The 21,797-nt window shown below is 66.9% G+C and carries 16 protein-coding genes and 1 pseudogene; 7 read left to right on the top strand and 10 right to left on the bottom strand.

Features of this window, described 5'->3' with window-relative positions; genetic code table 11:
* Window positions 1-620 precede the first annotated feature (620 nt).
* Window positions 621-887, bottom strand: coding sequence for a hypothetical protein (locus A7W11_RS27025; protein WP_066422004.1), 267 nt, complete (start codon window positions 885-887; stop codon window positions 621-623).
* A 96-nt stretch (window positions 888-983) separates the two neighbouring features.
* Here A7W11_RS27025 and A7W11_RS27020 point away from each other — a divergent pair, with 96 nt between their 5' ends.
* Window positions 984-1,907, top strand: coding sequence for a LysR substrate-binding domain-containing protein (locus tag A7W11_RS27020; protein ID WP_156523267.1), 924 nt, complete (start codon window positions 984-986; stop codon window positions 1,905-1,907).
* A gap of 74 nt (window positions 1,908-1,981) precedes the next feature.
* Here A7W11_RS27020 and A7W11_RS27015 read toward each other — a convergent pair whose 3' ends face one another.
* Window positions 1,982-3,088 carry an HPP family protein gene (locus A7W11_RS27015; protein WP_066422002.1) on the bottom strand — a complete coding sequence of 369 codons (1,107 nt, stop codon included), beginning with the start codon at window positions 3,086-3,088 and terminating at the stop codon, window positions 1,982-1,984.
* Window positions 3,089-3,336: 248 nt separating this feature from the next.
* Here A7W11_RS27015 and A7W11_RS27010 point away from each other — a divergent pair, with 248 nt between their 5' ends.
* Window positions 3,337-5,394 carry an alkaline phosphatase D family protein gene (locus tag A7W11_RS27010; RefSeq protein WP_066421991.1) on the top strand — a complete coding sequence of 686 codons (2,058 nt, stop codon included), beginning with the start codon at window positions 3,337-3,339 and terminating at the stop codon, window positions 5,392-5,394.
* 326 nt (window positions 5,395-5,720) lie between these two features.
* Window positions 5,721-8,201 carry a DUF3772 domain-containing protein gene (locus A7W11_RS27005; protein WP_082887543.1) on the top strand — a complete coding sequence of 827 codons (2,481 nt, stop codon included), beginning with the start codon at window positions 5,721-5,723 and terminating at the stop codon, window positions 8,199-8,201.
* Window position 8,202: 1 nt separating this feature from the next.
* Here the strand turns inward: A7W11_RS27005 and A7W11_RS27000 are convergent, their stop codons facing one another.
* The 3 genes from A7W11_RS27000 to A7W11_RS26990 form a co-directional block, all read right to left on the bottom strand.
* A complete protein-coding gene (locus A7W11_RS27000; protein ID WP_162270318.1) occupies window positions 8,203-9,852 on the bottom strand; it encodes a putative bifunctional diguanylate cyclase/phosphodiesterase in 1,650 nt (549 codons plus the stop codon).
* Window positions 9,853-10,029: 177 nt separating this feature from the next.
* The gene (locus A7W11_RS26995; protein ID WP_066421976.1) at window positions 10,030-10,926 is read right to left on the bottom strand and encodes an EamA family transporter; all 897 of its coding nucleotides are present in this window, start codon (window positions 10,924-10,926) and stop codon (window positions 10,030-10,032) included.
* Between the two features lie 6 nt (window positions 10,927-10,932).
* Window positions 10,933-11,229, bottom strand: a complete 297-nt coding sequence (locus A7W11_RS26990; RefSeq protein ID WP_066421967.1) for a YciI-like protein — start codon at window positions 11,227-11,229, stop codon at window positions 10,933-10,935.
* Window positions 11,230-11,366: 137 nt separating this feature from the next.
* Between A7W11_RS26990 and A7W11_RS26985 the strand changes: the two genes are divergently transcribed.
* Together A7W11_RS26985 and A7W11_RS26980 are read left to right on the top strand one after the other, a co-directional pair.
* A complete protein-coding gene (locus A7W11_RS26985) occupies window positions 11,367-11,657 on the top strand; it encodes an antibiotic biosynthesis monooxygenase family protein (RefSeq protein WP_066421965.1) in 291 nt (96 codons plus the stop codon).
* A gap of 159 nt (window positions 11,658-11,816) precedes the next feature.
* Window positions 11,817-13,385 carry a gamma-glutamyltransferase family protein gene (locus tag A7W11_RS26980; RefSeq protein ID WP_066421963.1) on the top strand — a complete coding sequence of 523 codons (1,569 nt, stop codon included), beginning with the start codon at window positions 11,817-11,819 and terminating at the stop codon, window positions 13,383-13,385.
* Here the strand turns inward: A7W11_RS26980 and A7W11_RS26975 are convergent, their stop codons facing one another.
* The 4 genes from A7W11_RS26975 to A7W11_RS26960 form a co-directional block, all read right to left on the bottom strand.
* The gene (locus tag A7W11_RS26975; RefSeq protein WP_066421961.1) at window positions 13,386-13,970 is read right to left on the bottom strand and encodes a hypothetical protein; all 585 of its coding nucleotides are present in this window, start codon (window positions 13,968-13,970) and stop codon (window positions 13,386-13,388) included.
* 157 nt (window positions 13,971-14,127) lie between these two features.
* Window positions 14,128-14,595, bottom strand: a complete 468-nt coding sequence (locus A7W11_RS26970) for an RcnB family protein (RefSeq protein ID WP_066421958.1) — start codon at window positions 14,593-14,595, stop codon at window positions 14,128-14,130.
* Between the two features lie 110 nt (window positions 14,596-14,705).
* Window positions 14,706-15,380, bottom strand: a complete 675-nt coding sequence (locus A7W11_RS26965) for a 3'-5' exonuclease (RefSeq protein ID WP_235816996.1) — start codon at window positions 15,378-15,380, stop codon at window positions 14,706-14,708.
* A 96-nt stretch (window positions 15,381-15,476) separates the two neighbouring features.
* Window positions 15,477-16,190 (bottom strand): glutathione S-transferase, encoded by a 714-nt coding sequence (locus tag A7W11_RS26960; protein WP_066421955.1) that lies wholly within the window; start codon window positions 16,188-16,190, stop codon window positions 15,477-15,479.
* 210 nt (window positions 16,191-16,400) lie between these two features.
* Here A7W11_RS26960 and acnB point away from each other — a divergent pair, with 210 nt between their 5' ends.
* Window positions 16,401-18,992, top strand: a complete 2,592-nt coding sequence (acnB, locus tag A7W11_RS26955) for a bifunctional aconitate hydratase 2/2-methylisocitrate dehydratase (RefSeq protein WP_066421951.1) — start codon at window positions 16,401-16,403, stop codon at window positions 18,990-18,992.
* A gap of 242 nt (window positions 18,993-19,234) precedes the next feature.
* Complete coding sequence (locus A7W11_RS26950; RefSeq protein ID WP_066422006.1) at window positions 19,235-20,866, top strand: CehA/McbA family metallohydrolase domain-containing protein; 1,632 nt, start codon at window positions 19,235-19,237, stop codon at window positions 20,864-20,866.
* Between the two features lie 139 nt (window positions 20,867-21,005).
* Here A7W11_RS26950 and A7W11_RS26945 read toward each other — a convergent pair.
* Window positions 21,006-21,743: pseudogene (locus tag A7W11_RS26945) on the bottom strand (TonB-dependent receptor); the annotation flags it as partial.
* Between the last annotated feature and the right edge of the window lie 54 nt (window positions 21,744-21,797).

The following is a 21,797-nucleotide window of genomic DNA, read 5'->3' as shown; positions in this document are numbered from 1 at the left end:
GCAGAGAAACGAGATTATGAAGAAGTTTTTTAACGCTGTCAAGTCAGCTCGCTTCGCTTTCCCGTTTTCGATCAACCTGTTTCGTTGACCGGGATCCCGAAGCCGCGCGTCGCGCCAAACCTCAGAACCGCTCCGGATAAGCGCGTTTTCTGAAAAAACCCCTCAGAAAACAACCACTTGACCTAACTTTCTTCACTTCGTCTCGCTGCCGTTTCAGCAACAGAGGGACGAGATTATGAAGAAGTTTTTTCAGCGTGTCAAATCAATCCGCTTCGCTACCGTTTGCAGCCAACCAACCACTCGTTGACCGGGATTCCTCCGCCGCGCCTTACGCGCCAAGCTCCGGAACCACCTCGGCAGCCGCCTCGCCCAAAACCGCAGGCAAAACAACGCACTGACCAGACCTTTCTTCACTACCCTGCTTGCTCGGCACCTACCGCGTCGTCGCTATTGCGTAGAACGTTTCAACTGCCGAGCCGTTAACTATAGCACGGTTCTTTTGAAGAGCACAAATAGGCCCCTTCAAAGATGACCGGCCCCTCTACAGAGGCTCCGCTATAGCGCTATAGGTATAGAGGGCCCCCTCAAACAAACCGTCCGCCAACCGCCTGCCCCATGCGCTACCAGATGTGCTCGTCCCATCCCGCGCGCGCTTGACGCGCCCGGGCCTGAGCCGCCAGGTCGCGGACCTGATGCGGTACCCCGATGTCTTTCAACATCCAATCGTCCATATGCAGGATCTCGCCCGAGGTCGGCACCGCAGCTTTCTGCGGACCTTGCCTGTGGAACCAGGAGGCCAGGCGGCGCCAGAAGCCCTTGCGAAACGAGCAGTCCGGCCGGGCTGACAAGGGTGGCGACAACGGTTGGGTCCGGAAATCGAGAGGCATGGCGCGCTCCAGGAAGATATGTGGACACAATATCCGCCCAAAACATCCAGTAAAATCGATATATTTCTCCCAATTCGGTCGATTTTTCTTACCAATATGAGCCGCCTTCCCCTTAATGCGTTGCCCGTCTTTCGCTGCGCCGCAGAGTTGCAGAATCTGCGGGCGGCGGCATCCCAACTGCATCTGACGCATAGCGCGGTCAGCCAGCAGATCCGCAACCTGGAAACCCAGTTGGGGTTCGAACTGTTCGAGCGGCGCGGTCGCGGCGTCGTGTTGAATGCCGCCGGGCAGACCCTGTTGCGCAGCGTGGGCACCGCGCTCGGCATGCTGGAAGAGGGAGTGCAGGCCGCCGCCGCCGTGGCCAGCGGGGCGGAACAACGCTTGCGCGTGACGGTGCTGCCGTCTTTCGCGCAACGTTGGCTGCTGCCGCGCATGGGCAGTTGGCGCGCCCGCCATCCTCACCTTGCGCTGGAGATCGAGGCATCGCAAAACGTGGTGGACCTGCCTCGCGCCGGGCTGCATGCCGCCTTGCGCTACGGTCGGGGCCCCTGGCCGGGCCTGGAGTCCGAGCCGCTATTGGAAGCGCCGTTGTCCTGGGTGGTGGTCGGATCGCCCAACGCCGCACAACGGTTGCGCGATGCACCGCCCGACGCCCTGACCCGCGAGCCGTTGTTGGGTGACAAGGATCTCTGGCAGGCCTGGTTCCAGGCGGCCGGCGTGCGCACGCGCGTAATGCCCGTGGCAGTGTTCAATGATGCGGGCCTGTTGCTGCAAGCCGCCGAACAGGAACTGGGGTTGGCGTTGACACGCGAGCTGCTGGCCGCCGACGCGCTGGTGGAACGCCGGCTCGAGCGCATCTCGCCGCTGTCCATTCCTTATGAGGACACGCAGACCTATCACCTGGTGTATCGGCCGGAAGTGCGCGACTGGCCGCCGTTGCTCGCACTGCGCGCCTGGCTGCGCGACGAGTTGCGAGCGGCGCAAGCGCGGGTGACACGAGGCGAGGAATCCCTCCCGTAGGAAGCGCTGAACCTTGCGCGCAGCGCTGCACGGACGAGGATCGCCGGCCCCGGATCGGCACTCGGCCGCGCCGATCAGGCCGGCGAGGCCGCCAGATGCGCCTTGCCCAAGGATCCCAGCAGATCGGTTTGCGACACCAATCCCACCACGCGCCGTTGCGCATCGACGATGATGACGGCGTGCGCACGCCCATCGGTCAGGGTCGGCAACAGCGCGACGGCGGGCTGGCCGGGGTCGGCGGTGCGCGCCGGCGCCAGAAGGCTGGCCACGGTGTCGGCGGGCTGCAGCAACTCCCGCAAGCCGACGGCGCCCTGCAGATGGCCATCGCCATCGAGCACCGGCAGCAGGCGCACGTCGTGGCGCAGCAGCAGCGCCTGGGCCTCGCCAGGCGTGGCCGTGGGCGCAACCGAGATGACGTCGCGGGACATGATGTCCTCGCACAGCAGCCTGCCGTGCGTGCGCAGCAGCGCCTGCTGCTCGATCTCGTGCAACAGGCGCTGCAGGTCCTGCGCATCGATGTCGAAGGTTTCACCCAGGCTGTCCAAGGCCGCCTCCACGTCTTCGTGGCGCGGCCCGGCGCGGGTCGAAGGCGGAGGATCGGCGGTGCCATGCGGGTTGGCCGGCGCGGGCGCATTGTGCGGATAGGCCCGGCGGGCCAGCCGATGAAACAGGATGCCCAGGCAGACCAGGATGCAGGAGTTCAGCGCCACGGGAACCAGGGGGAACAGCGCGCCCCACTTGGCGACGACCGGGCCGCCCAGCGCAACCGTCAGCGCGGCGGCGCCGCCCGGCGGATGCAGGCAGCGCGCGATCGACATGGCGGCGATGGCGAAACCGACGGCCGCCCCCGCCGCCAGCAGGGGATGCGGGATGATGTGGCTCATGCCATAGCCGATGAAGGCCGACAGCGTGTTGCCACCGATGATGGACCAGGGTTGCGCCAAGGGGCTGGACGGCACCGCGAACAGCAACACGGCCGATGCCCCCATGGGCGCCACCAGCAGCGGCAATTGCGGATCATTGCCCAACATCAGTCCGCATATCAGGCCGGTCAGGCCGATGGCGACCAGGGCGCCTAAGCAGGAGACGATGCGCTCGCGCCAGGTGGCGCCGGCAAGCATGGGACGGGGCAGGCGCGGCCTGGAAGTCGGCGTTGAAGAGGTATCGGGTGGAGATGTCATGGCGCCGCGGGATTATTCGCGATCGCCCCGGTATATGCAAATAACGGAAATCGCGGGGGCATGCCGACGCAGGTATGGGCGGCAATCGGGTCCATGCCTTATATCCGTCGCCCGCTCCGCCGGCCAGTCCGTCCCCTGATCTGTCACGCCGATGCAATGGCCCGATGCGGTAATAAGCGCGCTTACGACTTATTACGCCAGACAGACAGCACCGCCTGTCTGCATAGACACATACCGGACGCATATTCATGGACCGCAGAAAATTCCTTAAATGGGGCAGCTTCCTCACCGTTTCCGTCGCCACGACCAGCCTGGCGGGTTGCGGCGGCAGCAATGACGACGACGGCAATGAAAGCGGCGGCGAGTCGGGCGGCCAGACGCCGCCCGCCAACGGCTCCATCACCTACAGCTTCCCGCAAGGCGTGGCCTCGGGCGATCCGCGTCCGGACAGCATCGTGCTGTGGACTCGTATCGAAGGCGATGCCGAGAACGCCGTGCCGGTGAAGGTGGAACTGGCCTACGACGAAGCCTTCACCCAGAAGGTGAACCTGACCGACGCCACGATCAACGCCGAACCCGACTGGGATCACACCGTCCGCCACAAGATCACCAACCTGCTGGCCGGCACGACGTATTACTACCGCTTCACCGTGGGCGGGACCGTCAGCACCGTCGGTCGCACGCGCACCGCGCCCGCCGAGGCCGCATCGGTCGACGAACTGCGCTTCGCGTTCATCTCCTGTCAGGACTGGAGCGTGAACCACTGGGCCGCCTTCGACGAACTGGTGAAGGAAGACCTGGATTTCATCGTGCACCTGGGCGACTACGTGTACGAGACCGTGGGCGCGGACTTCCAGTCGGGCGTGGTGGAAAGCGCCCACGGCAAGCTGACGCTGCCCGATGGCACGGTAGGCGCCGACGGCGCGACTTACGCGACCACGCTGGCCGACTACCGCACGCTGTACCGCAGCTACCGTTCCGACCCACGTCTGCAGGCGCTGCACGCGCGTTTCCCGATGATCGCGATCTGGGACGACCACGAGTTCTCGGACGACTGCTGGCAGGATCACCAGACGTACGAAGTGGGCGACGATGAAACGCCGCGCACCGCGCGCCGCCGCAGCGCCAACCAGGCGTGGTTCGAATTCATGCCGGCCGACGTCAGCCTGGACCTGAGCAATCCGTCGTTCAACAACATCCAGATCTACCGTGCGTTCCGCTTCGGTAAGCTGGCCTCGCTGGTGATGACCGACCAGCGTCTGTACCGCACGGATCACGTCATTGCGGAAACGGAAATCGGCAGCGAGATCGGCAGCCGGTACTTCGTGCCCAAGGCCCTGCTGGCCTTTGAAGAAACCACCAAGATGGGCGGCGATCCCGACAACCTGACCCCGGTCTCCATCCTGGGCGATACGCAACGCGCCTGGTGGAAGCGCCAGATGCAGAACAGCACCGCCACCTGGAAGCTGTGGGGCAATGAAGTGTCGCTGCTGCGCATGCAGGTCGACGGCACGCGGGCCGTGGCGGGCCTGATGACTCAGGGGCTGCTGGCCCTGGCGCCCTCTCTTGCCGGCCTGGCCAGCCAGATCAATGATGCGCTGGTCCAGGATCTGACCGATGCGGACAAGAGCGAGACCGTCGCCCAGACGTCCTTCGACAACCTCACCGCATTGCTTCAGGGCGCAAGCGTGCCGTCGGCCACGATTACGACCATAGTCGGCGCCCTGACTGCACAACTGCCGCCCTCGATGCTGCTGAACGAGTACCTGCTGAACGTCGACCAGTGGGACGGTTTCAACGCCGAGCGCAAGAACATGATGGCGCATCTGCGCGACCACGGCATCCAGAACGTGGTGGCCTTGACCGGCGACATCCACGCCTTTTTCGCCGGCTCGGTCATGGCCGACTACGACGTGGCGACCGCCGACCTGGAGCCCGTGATGGTCGACCTGGTGACGGCAGGGGTGTCCAGCAACTCGTTCTTCAGCTATTTCAAGAACGTGGTCGACACCAACCCGGCATTCGCCGCCGCCCGCGCACTGATCTATTCGGAATCGGCCGGTGTGATCACCAACACGTTCAACGACACGCTGAACCTGTTCAACAGCAACTGGATGAAGTACGCCGACACCAACGCGCAAGGCTATGCGGTGGTCTCGCTGACCGAAAGCCAACTGTCCTGCACCTTCAAGAAGCTCAAGCCGCTGGACGGCGACCAGGCGCCCGCCTCGCCCGCGGTGGCCAGCCAGCAGGTGCTGACCGTGGCCGCCGGCGACCCGAACGTGTCCGTGGTCTTGCCGGTCTAAATACCGGCTGCCCCGGCGGCCAAAAGGCCGTCCGCGCTCTGCCTCCGCCGAAACGCGCTTCTGCACGCGTTTCGGGATGGGACGGCTGACGTGGACGGCCTTTTGTTTGCTGCTGGCTCGGCGCGCCGCACACGTCACGCGCCTTGGGGCGGATCGATACACGATACCGGCATCGGCCGCGGTATGACCGTTCTGGGGACGCATGGGGGGGCGCGTACTCCCCGCATCGGGCAGACGGTCCCCTTCCCCCTCGACAGATTTTGTCGCACCCGCCCTGGGCAGACTTGCTATGCTGCCCGCTCCCAAAAGACGAACGCCGTGTGCGCATGAAGTCCAAGAATTTCCCCTCTGCAGGCCGCCTGCGCGGCTGGATGCTGTGCTGCCTGCTGGCGCTGGCGGCCCTGATGGCCGCGGGCGCCGTCCATGCGCAACCCGACGACGCGCAGGATGCCGACACCAAGCTGTCCCAGGCGCGTGAGCGTATCGACGCCATCCGCAAGGGCCTGGACGGCAAGCCCGCCGACAGCGACCTGGAAAAGTGGCGCGGCGACGTGCAGCAGGTGCAATCCCAGGCGGATGCCCTGGCCGAGTCGCTGGCCCCCCAGTTGGCGGACGTCACCGCCCGGCTGAACCAGCTGGGCCCGGTGCCCGAGGACGTCAAGGAAGCGCCCGACGTGGCCGAGCAGCGCCGCCAGTTGGAAAAGTCCAGCAGCAGTGTCGACGCCCAGGTCAAGCTGGCGCGCCTGCTGTCGGTCGAGGCGAGCCAGACCGGCGAGCGCATCTCCGCCATGCGCCGCAACCAGTTCCAGGAAAGGCTGGGCGAGCGGCGCGGCACATTCCTGTCCGGCACCTTCTGGCGCGAATTGCGCAACGAGGCGCCGCGCGACCTGCGCCGCGTGGGCGACCTGGGACGGGAGCTGCTGGCCAGCATGAGCGAAACGCCCGCCTGGGCCTGGATCGCGCTGGTGATCATGCTGGCGGGGCTGCTGGCGATACGGCGCTGGCTGCGCGAACTGCTGCTGCGATTGACCAGCACGCGCGTGCCGCCGGGCCGCCTGCGCCGCTCGTTCCTGGCCGCCACGCTGGCGCTGCTGGGCGCGGCGGTGCCGGGTGCGGTGGCGGGCCTGCTCAGCATCGCCCTGACCTGGAGCGGGTCGCTGGACGACGACATCCAGTCCCTGCTGGGCGACATGGTCGGCATCGTCTGCCTGGCGGGCTACATTGCCGGCCTGGGCTATGCCCTGCTGTCGGCCAGCCGCCCGTCGTGGCGCCTGCTGCCGCTACCCGATGCCGTGGCCGAAGGATTACGCTGGCTGCCCAGCAGCCTGGCCATCCTGACGGTGCTGATGTGGCTGTCGCAACGGCTGCCTGCCCTGCTCAACATCAGCCTGACCGCCACCATCGCCTTGAACGGCCTGACGGCCCTGGCGCTGGGGGGCGTGCTGGCCGTGGCGCTGATGCGCGGCGAACGCCGCCGGCGCGCCGCCGCGCTCGCCGAGGCCTCTGCCGACGCGGGCGCCGACGCCGGCCAGCCGGCGCCGCCGCGTCCGTTCTGGGTGGGCATCATCGTCAACCTGGCCTGGCTGGCGCTGATCGTCAGCCTGGGCGGCATCCTGGTCGGCTACGCGGCCTTCGGCACCTTCATGGTCGGCCAGGGCCTGTGGGCGTTGATCGTGGTGTCGTCGGCGTATCTGATCTCGGTGTTGCTGGAAGACGGTTTCACCACGCTGCTGGCAGGCCGCTACGTCGATGAAAAGACGCCGCAGTCGCAGTTGCGCCAGCAGGCGGCCGTGCTGCTGTCGGGCGCGAGCCGCATCGCGGTGCTGATGGTGGCGGCGGTGCTGCTGGCCAGCCCCTTCGGCGAAGGTCCCGACGAACTGGTCCATCGCCTGGACCTGCTGCACCGCGGCCTGCAGATCGGCGAAATCCAGCTCAAGCCGGGTTCGCTGCTGCAGGCGCTGCTGTCGCTGGCGTTGGGCATCCTGGCCGTGCGCGTGCTCAAGCGCTGGCTGACCGACCGCTATCTGCCCACCACCAATTTCGACCCGGGCATGCAGACTTCGGCGGCCACGCTGTTCGGCTACGCGGGCATCGTGTTCGCCGTGTCGCTGTCGCTGTCGGTGCTGGGCCTGGGGCTGGAGCGCGTGGCGTGGATCGCGTCGGCGCTGTCGGTGGGGATCGGTTTCGGCCTGCAGGCGGTGGTGCAGAACTTCGTCTCGGGCCTGATCCTGCTGGCCGAGCGGCCGGTGCGCGTGGGCGACTGGGTGTCGCTGGGCGGCATCGAGGGCGACATCCAGCGCATCAACGTGCGCGCCACCGAAATCCAGATGGCGGACCGGTCCACGGTGATCGTGCCGAACTCGGAATTCATCACCAAGACCGTGCGCAACGTCACGCACTCGAATCCGCTGGGCCGCGTGCAGATCCGCCTGCCGATGCCGCTGGCCACGCATCCGGACGAAGTGCGCGAACTGATCCTGTCCGCCTTCGCCGAACGCGAAGAGATCCTGGAGACGCCCGCGGCCGACGTATACCTGGACGGCATCGAGGGCGACCGCCTGATGTTCAACGCCGTGGGCTACGTCAGCTCGCCGCGCGCGGCCTACGTGACGCGCAGCAAGCTGCTGTTCGAGATTCTGCGGCGCCTGGCCGAGGCCAGGCTGGAGATGTCGCCACAGGCTACGATGCTGTTGCGGGAAACGGCGCCCGTTTCGCAGGAGCCCCTGGTTCCGCCGGAGAACTCGGCGGTGGCGCCGCCGCCGGATGCGCCGACGCCCGAGGGCCCTCCGCCGCCCGCCAAGGGCTGAATCAGCCGAAGCGCGGCTTGAGCATGTTGACCAGCGCGCGCTCGGCCATGGGCCGAGACAGGCCGAAGCCCTGCCCCAGCGTGCAACCCAGGCCGCGCAGCACCTCGGCCTGCGCCTCGTGCTCGATGCCCTCGGCAGTGACCTCGATCTTCAGGGCGCGGGCCATGCCGATGACGGCGGTGACGATCGCCAGGCTGCGCGCGTCATCGGGCAGCTTGCGCACGAAGGACTGGTCGATCTTCAGGCGATCGACCGGATAGCGCGCCAGATAGCCCAGCGACGAGAAACCCGTGCCGAAATCGTCCAGCACCAGGCTCACGCCCATGGCGTGCAGGCGTTGCAGCGTGGCTTCGATCTCCTTGCCCCCTTCCATCAGCACGCCCTCGGTGACCTCGAGTTCGAGCAGTTGGGGGGGCAACTCGGTACGCACCAGCACGTCGACGACTTCATCGGCGAAATCGGGGCGGCGGAACTGGACGGGCGACACGTTGACCGCCACGCTCGGCGGATCTTCGTAGCGCGTCTGCAGCATGCGGGCGAAGCGGCATGCCGTTTCGAGCACCCAGGATCCCAGCACTTCCATCAGGCCCGCCGTTTCGGCCACCGGGATGAATTCGGCGGGGCTGACCTGCCCGCGCACGGGATGGCGCCAGCGCACCAGGGCCTCGGCCACGCGCATGCGTCCGTCCATCAGGTCGAACTCGGGCTGGTAGTCGAGATAGAGACTGTGCGCATTCACGGCAGCGGCCAGGTCGCTGGCCAGGGCCCAGCGGTCGCTGAGCGCGCTTTCCATCTTCGGCTCGAACACCCGCAGGCTGTTGCCGCCGCCCTGGCGGGCATGCGACAGCGCCAGATGCGCGCGCCGGATGAGATCGTGCGCGCAGGCAGTGTCGCCGCCGCCCTGGTGTTCGTAGAGGCCGGCGCTGGCGCGCGGATAGGCCATGCGGCCGCTGACCTGCAAGGGTTCGCTGACGCGCTTGAGCATGGCCTGCGCCGTCGGCACGGCGGGCTCGCCGCCGTCCAGCACCATCAGGAATTCGCCCGCCCCCAGGTGGGAGACCACGCCATCGTAGCCGCTGAAGGTGCGCAGCCGGTCGGCCACGGCCAGCACGGCGTTCTCCCATTCGGGCAGGCCGCTGGCGCGCGGCAGCGTGCCGATGTCGTCCAGGCCCAGCGACATCACCGCGACGGGACGCCGGCGCAGCAGCAGGGCCAGACGCTCTTCGAACAGGAACAGGTTGGGCAGGCGCGTGGACGCATCGTGATGCGAGGCGTACCAGGCGTTGCGGCTTTCGGCGGCGCGGCTGGACACGTCCATGGTGACGCCGACATAGCGCCGCCGGCCGTTCTGGCGCAGCGGCGAGATGGCCTGCAGCACGGTGCGGCGCGAGCGGTCGCCGCATTGATAGACGCATTCCTGCTCGAAATGGCGGTCGGCCGCCAGCGCCTTGAGCCAGCTTTGCGGCCCGCCCATGCCGACTTCGGGCGTGTTGGGATCGAGCAGGGACAGAAAGGAGCGCTTGCCGATCAGGTCGGGAATGGCCTGGCCGGTGAGATCGGCGTAGGCCTGATTGGCGTAGCTGAGCGTGCCATCGGGCTCGCATTCGAACAGACCGCACGCCGCGCGCGACAGCAGATTCTCATAGTCCACGAACGTCTCCATCGCCGCGCGGCTCCGCGTATCCATTCCTCGGAAACTATACCGAATCGACAATCGAGCGCCAAGACGCCCGCCGCGGAAATGCCGGATTTTATCGGCAGGATAGCCTCAAATCCGCGAAGTACGGCAACGCAAGAATGTTGCGGCGGGAACGAAATCCGGAAAGCCCTAGGCCTGCGGCACTGCGCGCCGCGCCGCAACGCGGCCCGCATACAGATTCAGCGCCAGTCCGCCCAGCACCAGGGCGGCGGCGTAGAGCTTCCAGCCCGGCAACGGCTCGGCCATCAGCCAGGCCGAGGACAGCATGCCCAGCACGGGCACCAGCAGCGCGGTCGGCGTGACGGTGGAAGCAGGATGGCGCGACAGCAGCCAGTTCCAGGCGCCGAAGGCGAACGTGGTGTTGCCCAGGCCTTGCCACAGCACGGCCATCCAGCCATTGAAGGAAGCGTGCGACACCGCGTCGGCGATGACGGCCGGCCCCTCGACCAACAGGCTGACGGCCAGTACCGGCACCGTGCCGTACAGGCTGCTCCAGGTGGTGAGCGCCAGCATGTTGACCTTGCCCGCGCCACGCACCAGGGTATTGGCGCAGCCCCAGCAGAAGGCCGCGCACAGGACCATGCACAACCCCACCAGGGTGACGGACGCGCGCGCATCCACGACACTGTGCCAGCCCACCAGCGCGAAGCCCGCCACCGCCAGCACCAGCGCGGCCACCTGCAGCAGGCGCAGGCGCTCGCCGCTGATCAGCATGGCAAGCAGGATGGTGAAGAAGACCTGCGCCTGCACGACCAGCGAGGCCAGGCCGGGCGAGATGTCCTGCCGCATCGCCCAGTAGAGCAGTCCGAACTGGCCAACGCTGAGCAGGGTGCCGATGGCCGCCATGCGGGTCCAGGGCACCGCCGGACGCTTGAGCAGGAAGATCCAGGGCAACGCCGAGAACAGGAAGCGCAGGGCCGAGAACAGGAACGACGGAAATTCGTCCAGCCCCCACTTGATGACGACGAAATTCGTGCCCCAGACGAAAACGACGGACAGGGCCAGCAGCAGGTGGGAGAACGGCATGGAACGTCACGGCACGGGATGCGCCGCACCCTCCCCGACCACAGTCATCCAGGTTCGTACACGCCAGTGCGTGACCAATCCCTCGCGGACATAGGGATCGGCTGCCGCGAACGCTTCGGCCGCGGCGGGGCTGTCGCCCTGGAACAGCAGCACGGCGCCATCGGCGGGATCGGCCAGCGCGCCGGCCAGCACCAGATCGCCGCGCTGCGCGGCCTGGCGGGCCAGGGCAAGGTGTTCTTCACGCCAGGCCGCGCGGCGGGCCACGTAATCGGGCACCACGTCGTAGAAAAGCAGGAAATGCATGATGGCTACTCCCAGGCCGCGATGGCCCTCCCAGGCGCATCATCATATACGCAAGACGGTCGCATGGCCGGGCCGCTTGCGCCATACTGGCGTCCTGGCCGCGCCGTCGTGGACGCGGCATCCATCGGAGACAGGAAATGATCCAGGAAATCGCCAGCATCCGCGTGCAGGCCGGTAAAGAAGCCGAGTTCGAGGCCGGCGTGGCGCAGGCCAAGCCGCTGTTCCTGCGCGCGAAAGGCTGCCATGGTATGCAGCTGTATCGCAGCATCGAGAATCCGCAGCGCTACACCCTGGTAGTCGACTGGGAAACCGTGGACGACCACATGGTGGACTTCCGCCAGTCGGACGACTTCCAGGCGTGGCGCAAGCTGGTGGGCCCGTATTTCGAGTCGCCCCCGGACGTGCATCACGAACAGCAGGTGCTGTAAGGCGGCGCGACGGCACGCGATCCGCGCCCGCTCGGATACCGGCGGGCCGCGACCTACAATGGCGCGGCCCCATCACCGATCCCCGCGCCCTGGCCGGGCGCCTTATCCAGAGGCTACTCCGTGCAGCATCCCTCTCATCCCGCCCGCGGCACACGCGGCATGGCGACCGCCCCCAATGCCCTGGCCTCGCAAAGCGCGTTGGCCGTATTGCGTGAAGGCGGCAACGCCGTCGAGGCGATGATCGCGGCCGCGGCCACCATTGCCGCGGTCTATCCGCACATGAACAGCCTGGGCGGCGACGGCTTCTGGCTGATCAGCCGGCCGGGCCATGCGCCGCTGGGCCTGGAGGCCTGTGGCGCGGCGGCGGGCGCCGCCAGCATCGATTCCTACCGGGCGCGCGGCCTGGACAGCATTCCGTTCCGCGGCGGATTGGCGGCCAATACGGTGGCCGGCACCGTGTCCGGCTGGGACGCGGCCTACACCTGGTCGCGCCAGGAGTTGCGCGGCCGCATGCCGGTGGCGCGCCTGCTGGAAGACGCGATCGGCTATGCGCGCGACGGCATCCCGGTGTCGCGCAGCCTGTCCGCCTGCATTGCCGCCAAGCGCGACGAGCTGGCCGACGTGCCGGGTTTCGCGCAGACCTTCCTGCCTGATGGCGAAGTGCCTGCCATCGGCAGCCGCTTCCGCCAGCCGCGCCTGGCCGCCACGCTGCTGCAATTGGCGATGCAGGGCCTGGACGATTTCTACCAGGGCGACCTGGCGCACAGCATCGCCGGCGACCTGGAGCGCGTGGGCAGTCCGCTGCGGCTGTCCGACCTGCAGTCGCACCAGGCCGCCTGGAAGACGCCGCTGGCGCTGACGCATACGCTGGGCACCGTCTACAACATGCCGCCGCCCACGCAGGGCCTGGTGTCGCTGCTGATCCTGGGCCAGCTCGACCGCCTGCTGGAAGACGGCATGGATCCGCTGGGCGCGCCGTTCGTGCATGCCTGCGTGGAAGCCACCAAGCAGGCTTTCGCGATCCGCGACCGCGACATCACCGATCCCGCCTACATGAGCATCGACCCGCAACAGTTGCTGGCCGCCGACCGCCTGGACGAGATGGCCGCGCACGTGCGGCCCGGCATGGCTGGCGCCTGGGCGGGCGGCAAGGGACCGGGTGACACGGTGTGGATGGGCGTGATCGACGCCAACGGCGTGGCGGTCAGCTTCATCCAGAGCATCTATCACGAGTTCGGCAGCGGCGTGGTGCTGGAGCATTCGGGCCTGCAGTGGCAGAACCGCGGCTGCAGTTTCTCGCTGGATCCGCAATCGCGCAATCCGCTGATGCCGCGCCGCAAGCCCTTCCATACCCTGAATCCCGCGCTGGCGCGCTTCTCGGACGGACGCACGATGGTCTATGGGAACATGGGCGGCGATGGCCAGCCGCAATCGCAGGCGGCCGTGTTCAATCGCATCGCGCATTTCGGCATGAACCCGCAGGCCGCCATCGACGCACCGCGCTGGCTGCTGGGCCGAACATGGGGCAACAGCAGCGAGACGCTGAAGCTGGAGTCGCGGTTCCCGCCGGACACCATCGATACGCTGCGCACACTGGGCCACCCGGTGGACGTGCTGCAGGCCTACGACGAGACCATGGGCCACGCCGGGGCGATCGTGCGCCATGCCGATGGCCTGCTGGAAGGCGGCAGCGATCCGCGCAGCGACGGCGCGGCGGTGGGCTGGTAATCAGGCCGCGCGGGCATGCCCGCGCAAAGTGCGGACCTGCCGGCCGGCCAGTTGGTAGCCGCCCCACAGGCAGAAGGCGCGCGAGGTCAGCGCCAGCCACATCAGCAGCGCGCCCAGCAGGGTGAGCGTGGGAAATATCCAGAACAGGCCCGCGTGGATCGCCAGCACGGCCACGCCCGCCGCCGCCAGCAGCATGCCCTGCGTCATGCGGCGCAGGGCGTCCAGGGCCCGGCTGGACGCGCGCGCCGCGCCGACGATGCCGATGACCGCCACGATCGCCGCCATCACATTCACCAGCATGATCAGCAAGACCTGCGGCGCCGCCTCGCCCGGCGAACGCGGCAAGACCTGCAGGATGACGGCATCGATGCCGGTCATCGCCAATGAACATGCCAGCAGCCAGACCAGCGGCGCCCACATGCCGGGCAGGCGCGGATGAGGATTGCTGGCCGGAAAGAAATCGCGCACGGGCCTGGGAATGTCCTGCAATCCACCGGCCGTGCCCGCGTGCAGGTCCGCCTCGAAATGGCGGCAACGCGAAATGAGGGCATCCAGGCTGGCAGGCGCGTCGATGATCGTCGGCATGGGCAGCCGCGGCGGTGCGCGGTGGGTGAAGTCCCGATCCGCCTATGCTAGCGCGATGCAGCCTTCGAGGTGCCGCCGACAGACGGGTATGCGGGATGAGGCACGCGAGTCGGGGCCGGGCGTGTCCGCAGCCCAGGCCCCTTCGGATCCACTGTGCTTATTGACTCAGCACGGACTGCAGCACCATGCCCGTTGCCATGCCGATCAGGAAATAGTCGGAACCCACGCTGATCCAGTGGGAACCGTGCGGCGGCGGCGCCAGGTGGCGTGCGCGGTAATCGGTCACGACGTAGTGGCCGCCGCGATACGGCACGGGCACGTACTCGCCGCGCGACCAGCGCTGGTAATGGCGGGGCGGCGCGTAGCGCGGGGCCTGGTGATAATGCCGTTCGACCACGATGCGCGGGGGAGGACCGCGGCGATCGTGACGCCAGTCGCGGTGATCGTCGCGGGCGCCGCGCCATTCATGGCGACCCCGGTCGTGGTCACGGCGGTCTTTGCCGTGATGCTTGTCTCGATGTTCATGGCGACCGCGATCGTGGCCGCGATCATCGTCGGCCTGGGCCAGGCCGCTGACGCCCAGCAGCGAGCAGCTCAACATGACTGCAATCAAGCGCTTGTACATGGCACGTCCTTACTCCGTTTTGGGAGATTTCAGTATAAGGATCGTGTCAGCCAGGGGAAGGGGTTCGAAATCGGCTGAAATCAGCTTGCAGTCAGCGAAACATCTGGGAATCAAACCGTACCGAGACGTGTACGGGCCGCCAGGGCCACCGCCACGGTGGTGTGCACGTCGGCCAGCGCGCGGTGGGTGGGCGCGCTGACGCCCAGATGTTGCGCCAGCAGCCCCAGCTTGTGCGAAGCCAGTTCCGGCCAGGCACGGCGCGCCAGGGCCAGCGTGCAGTGCGTGGGATTGGCGAAGGGCATGCCCGTGGTCTCGGCGGCCGCCAGCAGGAAACGCCGGTCGAACGAGGCGTTGTGGAAGAACACCGGCACCTCGCCCACGAAATCCAGGAAGGCGCCGAACGCATCGTGCATCGGCACGCCATGCCGGTCGACTTCGGTCTGCGTGATCCCGGTAAGCTGCGAAATGAACGGCGGCACGCGCGATTTCACGCGCACGACCTGGGTGTATTCGCGTTCGACCAGGCCATCCACACCGACCCGCACCGCCGCGAATTCGAGAATTTCGCAAGAGGCCGTGGACAGGCCGGTGGTTTCCAGGTCGGCCACGGCGAACGGTCCGCCCAGCGCGGAAAGTGCGGCGGCGGCCTGGCGCGCGGCCGGCGCGACGCGGGCGGGCAGCCTGGCGGGCGCCAGCGCCGGATCGGACGCCACGGACGAATACGGGTCGGCGTAGGCGCCGGCATGGGGATTCGGCGTGGAGTAGCGGCGGCGGAAATAGGCCATGCGAACGGATGGAAGGCGGTTGACCGTGGGATTGTAGGCGCTGTCGCGCCGCCCCATCTGCGCGGGCGCATGGAACCGCCCTGCCCGGGCGGCCCGCTATTTCCCATCCAGCTCAGGGTAATAACGGAAAATGCCGTCGCCGAACGGCAGCCTTCGTCCACTGGCGAAATAGTCCTGCAGCGCGGACAGGTTGGCCACGCGTTCATGCAACGCCATCACCTTCGGATACCGTGCCGACACGGACACCATGCGCTTGGGAAAGGCGTACAGCAGGCCATCGACCAGATGGAACAAGGACAGGTCGGCATAACTCCAGCGGCCGCCTCCCGCCAGCCAGTCGCCCTGCGCACTGTCCAATACCCGTTCGAAATACGCCAGGAATTTCGGAATGCGTTCGGTGCGGAAATTCTCGGCGCGGCGCGCGGCCTCTTCCCGCTGATCCTCGTAGTAATCACTGGCCGCGATGGGATGGTGCGTGTCATGCGCCTCGGCCACCATGTCGGCGATGGTCAGCTGCAATTGATTGACCCAATAGCGGCCCGACACCGACTCCGGCGCCAGCCCGTGTTTCTCGCCCAGGTAGAGCAGGATGTTGGCGGTCTGCCCCAGCGTCAACTGCCCGGCCTCCATGTAGGGCGGCGCGAACGGCGGGTGCTTGCGGTCGGATTGCATGTCGTCGGCCACGGTCCGGGCCGTGGCGCCGGGTTCGCGGGCGCATTCCCGGTACGGAATGCCGGCGGCTTCCAGCGCCAGCCGCACGAACTCGCCGCGGCCGGGAATGCCGTCCCAATACCAGAGGTTGTAGGTCATGAAGGCTCCTTTTCTGGATACGATACCGGCCCCGTGCGGGGCCGTCCGACCTACTGCGGCGCAGCAATCGTCGTGCCCACGCCACGGGTATGGATGCGATTGGCCCTCAACTCTTATATAAGATATAAGACATTTGCCCCCACGGCTCGGTTGCCTCTACAATCGCTGCCGAAACCCTTCCGCCAACCCGACTTCTCTAGGCAGGCATCCATGCTGGAAACCTATCGCAAACACGTGGCCGAGCGCGCCGCGCTGGGCATTCCTCCCCTTCCCCTCTCCGCGCAGCAGACCGCCGATCTGATCGAGCTGCTGAAGAACCCGCCCGCCGGCGAAGAGCAGAACCTGCTGGAGCTGCTGACGCACCGCGTGCCGGCCGGCGTGGACGATGCCGCCAAGGTCAAGGCCTCGTACCTGGCCGCCGTGGCGCTGGGCTCCGAATCGTGTGCACTGATCAGCCGCGCCAAGGCCACCGAACTGCTGGGCACGATGTTGGGCGGCTACAACATCGGCCCGATGGTTCAGTTGCTGGACGACGCCGAAGTCGGCGCCGTCGCGGCCGAAGGCCTGAAGAAGACGCTGCTGATGTTCGACGCCTTCCACGACGTGAAGGAAAAGGCGGACAAGGGTAACGAAAACGCCCGCGCCGTGGTCCAGAGCTGGGCCGACGCCGAATGGTTCACCAGCCGTCCCGAACTGCCCGAGAGCCTGACCGTCACGGTCTTCAAGGTGCCCGGCGAAACCAACACCGACGACCTGTCGCCCGCCCCCGACGCCACCACGCGCCCCGACATTCCGATGCACGCGCTGGCCATGCTGAAGAACAAGCGCGACGGCGCCGCCTTCCAGCCGGAAGAAGACGGCAAGCGCGGTCCGATCAAGTTCATCCAGGACCTGAAGGAAAAGGGCCACCTGGTCGCCTACGTGGGCGACGTGGTCGGCACGGGGTCGTCGCGCAAGTCGGCCACCAACTCGGTGCTGTGGTTCACGGGTGAAGACATCCCCTTCGTGCCGAACAAGCGCTTCGGCGGCGTGTGCCTGGGCAGCAAGATCGCCCCGATCTTCTACAACACCATGGAAGACGCGGGCGCCCTGCCCATCGAGCTGGACGTCTCCAGCATGGAAATGGGCGACGTGGTCGAACTGCGTCCGTACGAAGGCAAGGCTTTGAAGAACGGCGAGGTCATCTCCACGTTCGAAGTGAAGTCCGACGTGCTGTTCGACGAAGTGCGCGCCGGCGGCCGCATTCCGCTGATCATCGGCCGCGGCCTGACCGCCAAGGCGCGCGAAGCGCTGGGCCTGCCCGCCTCGACGCTGTTCCGCCTGCCGAAGGATCCGGCCGACAGCGGCAAGGGTTACACCCTGGCCCAGAAGATGGTCGGCCGTGCCTGCGGCCTGCCGGAAGGCAAGGGCGTGCGTCCGGGCACCTACTGCGAGCCGCGCATGACCTCGGTCGGCAGCCAGGACACCACCGGCCCCATGACCCGCGACGAGCTGAAGGACCTGGCCTGCCTGGGCTTCTCGGCCGACCTGGTGATGCAGTCGTTCTGCCACACCGCCGCCTATCCCAAGCCCGTCGATGTCAAGACGCACCACACGCTGCCGCAGTTCATCAGCACCCGTGGCGGCATCTCGCTGCGTCCCGGCGACGGCGTCATCCACTCGTGGCTGAACCGCATGCTGCTGCCCGACACCGTGGGCACCGGCGGCGACTCGCACACCCGCTTCCCCATCGGCATCTCGTTCCCCGCCGGGTCGGGCCTGGTGGCCTTCGCCGCCGCCACGGGCGTGATGCCCCTGGACATGCCGGAATCCGTGCTGGTGCGCTTCAAGGGCGAGATGCAGCCCGGCGTCACGCTGCGCGATCTGGTCAACGCCATTCCGCTGTACGCCATCAAGCAGGGCCTGCTGACGGTCGCCAAGCAAGGCAAGAAGAACGTGTTTTCGGGCCGCATCCTGGAAATCGAAGGCCTGCCCGACCTGAAGGTGGAACAGGCGTTCGAACTGTCCGACGCCTCGGCCGAACGCTCGGCCGCCGGCTGCACGGTGCACCTGAACAAGGAACCGATCATCGAGTACATCAACAGCAACATCGTGATGCTGAAGTGGATGATCGCCAACGGCTATGAAGACGAGCGCTCGCTGGGCCGCCGCATCAAGGCCATGGAAGCCTGGCTGGCCGATCCGCAACTGCTGCAGCCCGATGCCGACGCCGACTACGCGGCCGTCATCGAGATCGACCTGGCCGACATCCATGAGCCCATCGTGGCCTGCCCGAACGACCCCGACGACGTGAAGACGCTGGCCGACGTGGCCGGCGCCAAGATCGACGAAGTGTTCATCGGCAGCTGCATGACCAACATCGGCCACTTCCGCGCGGCGTCGAAGCTGCTGGAAGGCAAGCGCGACATCCCCGTCAAGCTGTGGGTCGCCCCGCCGACCAAGATGGACGCCCAGCAGCTGACCGAGGAAGGCCACTACGGCGTATTCGGCACGGCGGGCGCGCGCACCGAAATGCCGGGCTGCTCGCTGTGCATGGGCAACCAGGCGCAGGTGCGTGAAGGCGCGACGGTGATGTCGACCAGCACCCGCAACTTCCCGAACCGCCTGGGCAAGAACACGAACGTGTACCTGGGTTCGGCCGAACTGGCCGCCATCTGCTCGCGCCTGGGCCGCATCCCGACCAAGGACGAGTACATGGCCGACATGGGCGTCATCAACAAGAGCGGCGACCAGATCTACCAGTACCTGAACTTCGACAAGATCGCCGACTACAAGGACGTGGCCGACGTGATCGAGGTGTAAGACGACTGCCCTGCGGCGCCTGGCGCGCCGCGTATTTGCGCAAGGCCCTGGAGATCCAGGGCCTTTTTCGTTGTGGCATGCCCTCATGCGGTACCACGGGCAAGGCGTTCATGACAACCAGACGAAGGAATGAATCGCTTACGCCAAGCTGTCACCCTCTGGTAATCCCTGATGCCAATACTTGCGCCTCGTTGAAAGGCGCCGCCTCCTGGCGCCTCGTCTATGGATTTCCGGTTATGAACATGCAGTACGGCCAAAGCCAACTTCGCCGGGCACTCCTGCCCGTTTTCTTCGCGACGATGCTGACCGCTTGCGGCGGCAGCGACAAGGACGACGAACAGCCACCCACGCCGCCCGCCACGGAACAGCCGGCCCCGGAGCCGACGCCCGCGCCTGTCGAAACCGGCGCCTGGAGCAAGGGCGACCTGCATATCCATACCTTCCAGTCCGACGATGCGCAGGTCAGCCTGCAATCCGTGCTGGACCAGGCCTTCGACCGCTACCAGCTGGACTGGGCCGCGATCTCGAACCATCTGCGCTCCGACCGCCGCGACCATACCGGCGCCGACATCGTGCCCGCTCCCATCCCGTTCTCGCAGGGCATGGCCACGTACGAAGTGCCGTTCATCAAGGAACAGCAGGCCTTGGGCCGCTATAAGGACAAGATCATCTTCTCGTCCTTCGAGTGGGACATGCCCACGCACGACCACGTCAACATCGGCATCGGCGTGAACGACCCCATGTCGGATGCATCGCTTACGGCCGTGGCGGAATTCGAATACCTGTTCACCAACCGCCCGGCCAGCATGTTCGACCCCGCGCTGGTCACCCGCCTGAGCAGCACGCCGCGCGCCTACACCACGCATGCCGATGCCATGACGGCGCTGACCTGGCTGCGCGACAACCATCCCGACAGCTACATGCTGCTGAACCATCCGCTGCGCTACGTGGACCGCTACAGCGCCGCGAACGTGCGCGAGATGCACGACATCGCCCCCGACCAGTTCTTCGCCATCGAAGGCATGGTCGGCAACCAGATGGAACCGGACCGCGGCGGCTACGTCGCGCCGGCGCGCACCTACGGCGGCACCGACGTCATGGTGGCGCAGCTGGGCGGCATCTGGGATTCGCTGCTGGGCGAAGGCCGCCGCATCTGGACGGTGGCCGACTCGGATTTCCACTTCCGCACCAACAACGGCAACAGCAGCGGCTATGCGCCGGGCGAGTACGCCAAGACCTATGTCCACAAGGACGGCGACGACATGGCCTCGGTGGTGGCGGGCCTCAAGAGCGGCCGCGTGTTCAGCGTGTTCGGCGACCTGATCGACGCACTGGAATTCTCGGCGCAGAGCGTGGCCGGCACGGCGCAGATGGGCGGCGAAGTGCAGGCCACGGCGGGCGAGGAAGTCGAGGTCACCATCCGCTTCCGCAGCCCCGAGCGCAACAACTACGAGTACCCGATCGAAAGCGGCAATCCCACGTTCGTGAAGCCTACCGTGGACCATGTCGACCTGATCGTGGGCGACGTGGGCGAGCGCGCTGCGACCGGCACGCCCGAGTACGCCTCGGCGGCGAACGCATCGACCCGCGTGCTGGCCCGCTTCGACCGCGACGACTGGACGGTGGACGAAGACGGCTACAACGTCATCACCTACCGCATGACCGCCTCGGGCAACCAGTACCTGCGCCTGCGCGGCACCAACCTGGGCGTGAACGTCGCCAACGAAATGGCCAACGGCGAACCGCTGGCCGACGCGACCATCAGCGGCTCGACCATTTCGAACAACGCGGCGCGTTTCGATGCGATCAATGCCCGCAACTACAACGACCTGTGGTTCTACTCGAACCCGGTGTTCGTGACGGTGGCCGAGTAATCGATCCGGGCGCGCAGGCGCCCGCCATAGCGGCATGAACGAAGGCCCCGGATCGCTCCGGGGCCTGCTTTTATGGTTTTCCCACTTGAGGGCGTCCCCTTGAGGAGACCGGCTGGCGGGCTCTGATCCGCCAGCCGCTTCAGAACTCCATGCTGGCCGACAGCGTGAAGGTACGTGGTGCGCCGAGGTTCAGGTAGCCGCTGCCCGCGTAACCGCCGACGGACGACCAGTAGTCGCGGTTGGCGATGTTTTCGACACGCGCGCGCCAAGTCACCAGGCGGCCGCCGATGTCGGTCATGTAGCGCACGCCTGCGTCGAAGCGGGTCCAGCCCGGCACCCTGAGCGTATTGGCGGCATCGGCATACGATGCGCCGGTGTAGACCACGCGACCGTCCACGGCCAGGCCCTGCACGCCGGGGATATCCCATTCCACGCCCAGGTTGGCCATGAAGCGCGGCACGCCGATGACGCGCTTGCCATCGGTGGTGGCGCTGCCGGTGGAACGCTGTTCCGCATCGATCCAGGTCAGGCCGCCCAGCACGCGCAGGCTGCGCGTGACTTCGCCGTAGGTCGTGAATTCCAGGCCCTGGTGGCGATCCTCGCCCGCTTCGCGGAACACCTGGTCGGTGCCCGTGAAGCCGCGCGGCTTCGCGATGGAGAAGAACGCCAGACCGGCGCCCAGGCCGTTGCGGTCGAACTTGACGCCGACTTCCTTCTGCTTGGACACGTAAGGCGCCAGCGCCTGGCCACGGTTCTCCACCGGCGCGCCATTGGCGGTCTGCGGCGCGGTATCGCCCGCCGTCAGGGCTTCGATGTAGTTCGCGTACACCGACACTTCCGGGGTGATGCGGAACAGGGCGCCCACGGCCGGTGAATCGCCCCGGGTATCGCGGAGGCCATTTGGTTAAAGTAAAACGGCCTCGTCGGCGGT

Source organism: Bordetella ansorpii (assembly GCF_900078315.1).
In the GTDB taxonomy this organism is placed as follows: domain Bacteria; phylum Pseudomonadota; class Gammaproteobacteria; order Burkholderiales; family Burkholderiaceae_B; genus Bordetella; species Bordetella ansorpii.
Note: the sequence above shows the minus strand (reverse complement) of the source record. Positions and strands in the feature narration are given on the sequence as shown.

Excerpts from the sequence above, each read along its gene's own strand:
- A7W11_RS27005 (WP_082887543.1), top strand. The coding sequence starts at position 5,721 with ATGAAGTCCAAGAATTTCCCCTCTGCAGGCCGCCTGCGCGGCTGGATG.
- acnB (WP_066421951.1), top strand. The coding sequence starts at position 16,401 with ATGCTGGAAACCTATCGCAAACACGTGGCCGAGCGCGCCGCGCTGGGC.
- A7W11_RS27025 (WP_066422004.1), bottom strand. The coding sequence starts at position 887 with ATGCCTCTCGATTTCCGGACCCAACCGTTGTCGCCACCCTTGTCAGCC.
- A7W11_RS26960 (WP_066421955.1), bottom strand. The coding sequence starts at position 16,190 with ATGACCTACAACCTCTGGTATTGGGACGGCATTCCCGGCCGCGGCGAG.
- A7W11_RS26980 (WP_066421963.1), top strand. The coding sequence starts at position 11,817 with ATGGCGACCGCCCCCAATGCCCTGGCCTCGCAAAGCGCGTTGGCCGTA.
- A7W11_RS27010 (WP_066421991.1), top strand. The coding sequence starts at position 3,337 with ATGGACCGCAGAAAATTCCTTAAATGGGGCAGCTTCCTCACCGTTTCC.
- A7W11_RS26990 (WP_066421967.1), bottom strand. The coding sequence starts at position 11,229 with ATGCATTTCCTGCTTTTCTACGACGTGGTGCCCGATTACGTGGCCCGC.
- A7W11_RS26950 (WP_066422006.1), top strand. The coding sequence starts at position 19,235 with ATGCAGTACGGCCAAAGCCAACTTCGCCGGGCACTCCTGCCCGTTTTC.
- A7W11_RS27020 (WP_156523267.1), top strand. The coding sequence starts at position 984 with ATGAGCCGCCTTCCCCTTAATGCGTTGCCCGTCTTTCGCTGCGCCGCA.
- A7W11_RS26995 (WP_066421976.1), bottom strand. The coding sequence starts at position 10,926 with ATGCCGTTCTCCCACCTGCTGCTGGCCCTGTCCGTCGTTTTCGTCTGG.
- A7W11_RS26970 (WP_066421958.1), bottom strand. The coding sequence starts at position 14,595 with ATGTACAAGCGCTTGATTGCAGTCATGTTGAGCTGCTCGCTGCTGGGC.
- A7W11_RS26965 (WP_235816996.1), bottom strand. The coding sequence starts at position 15,380 with ATGGCCTATTTCCGCCGCCGCTACTCCACGCCGAATCCCCATGCCGGC.
- A7W11_RS27015 (WP_066422002.1), bottom strand. The coding sequence starts at position 3,088 with ATGACATCTCCACCCGATACCTCTTCAACGCCGACTTCCAGGCCGCGC.
- A7W11_RS26985 (WP_066421965.1), top strand. The coding sequence starts at position 11,367 with ATGATCCAGGAAATCGCCAGCATCCGCGTGCAGGCCGGTAAAGAAGCC.
- A7W11_RS26975 (WP_066421961.1), bottom strand. The coding sequence starts at position 13,970 with ATGCCGACGATCATCGACGCGCCTGCCAGCCTGGATGCCCTCATTTCG.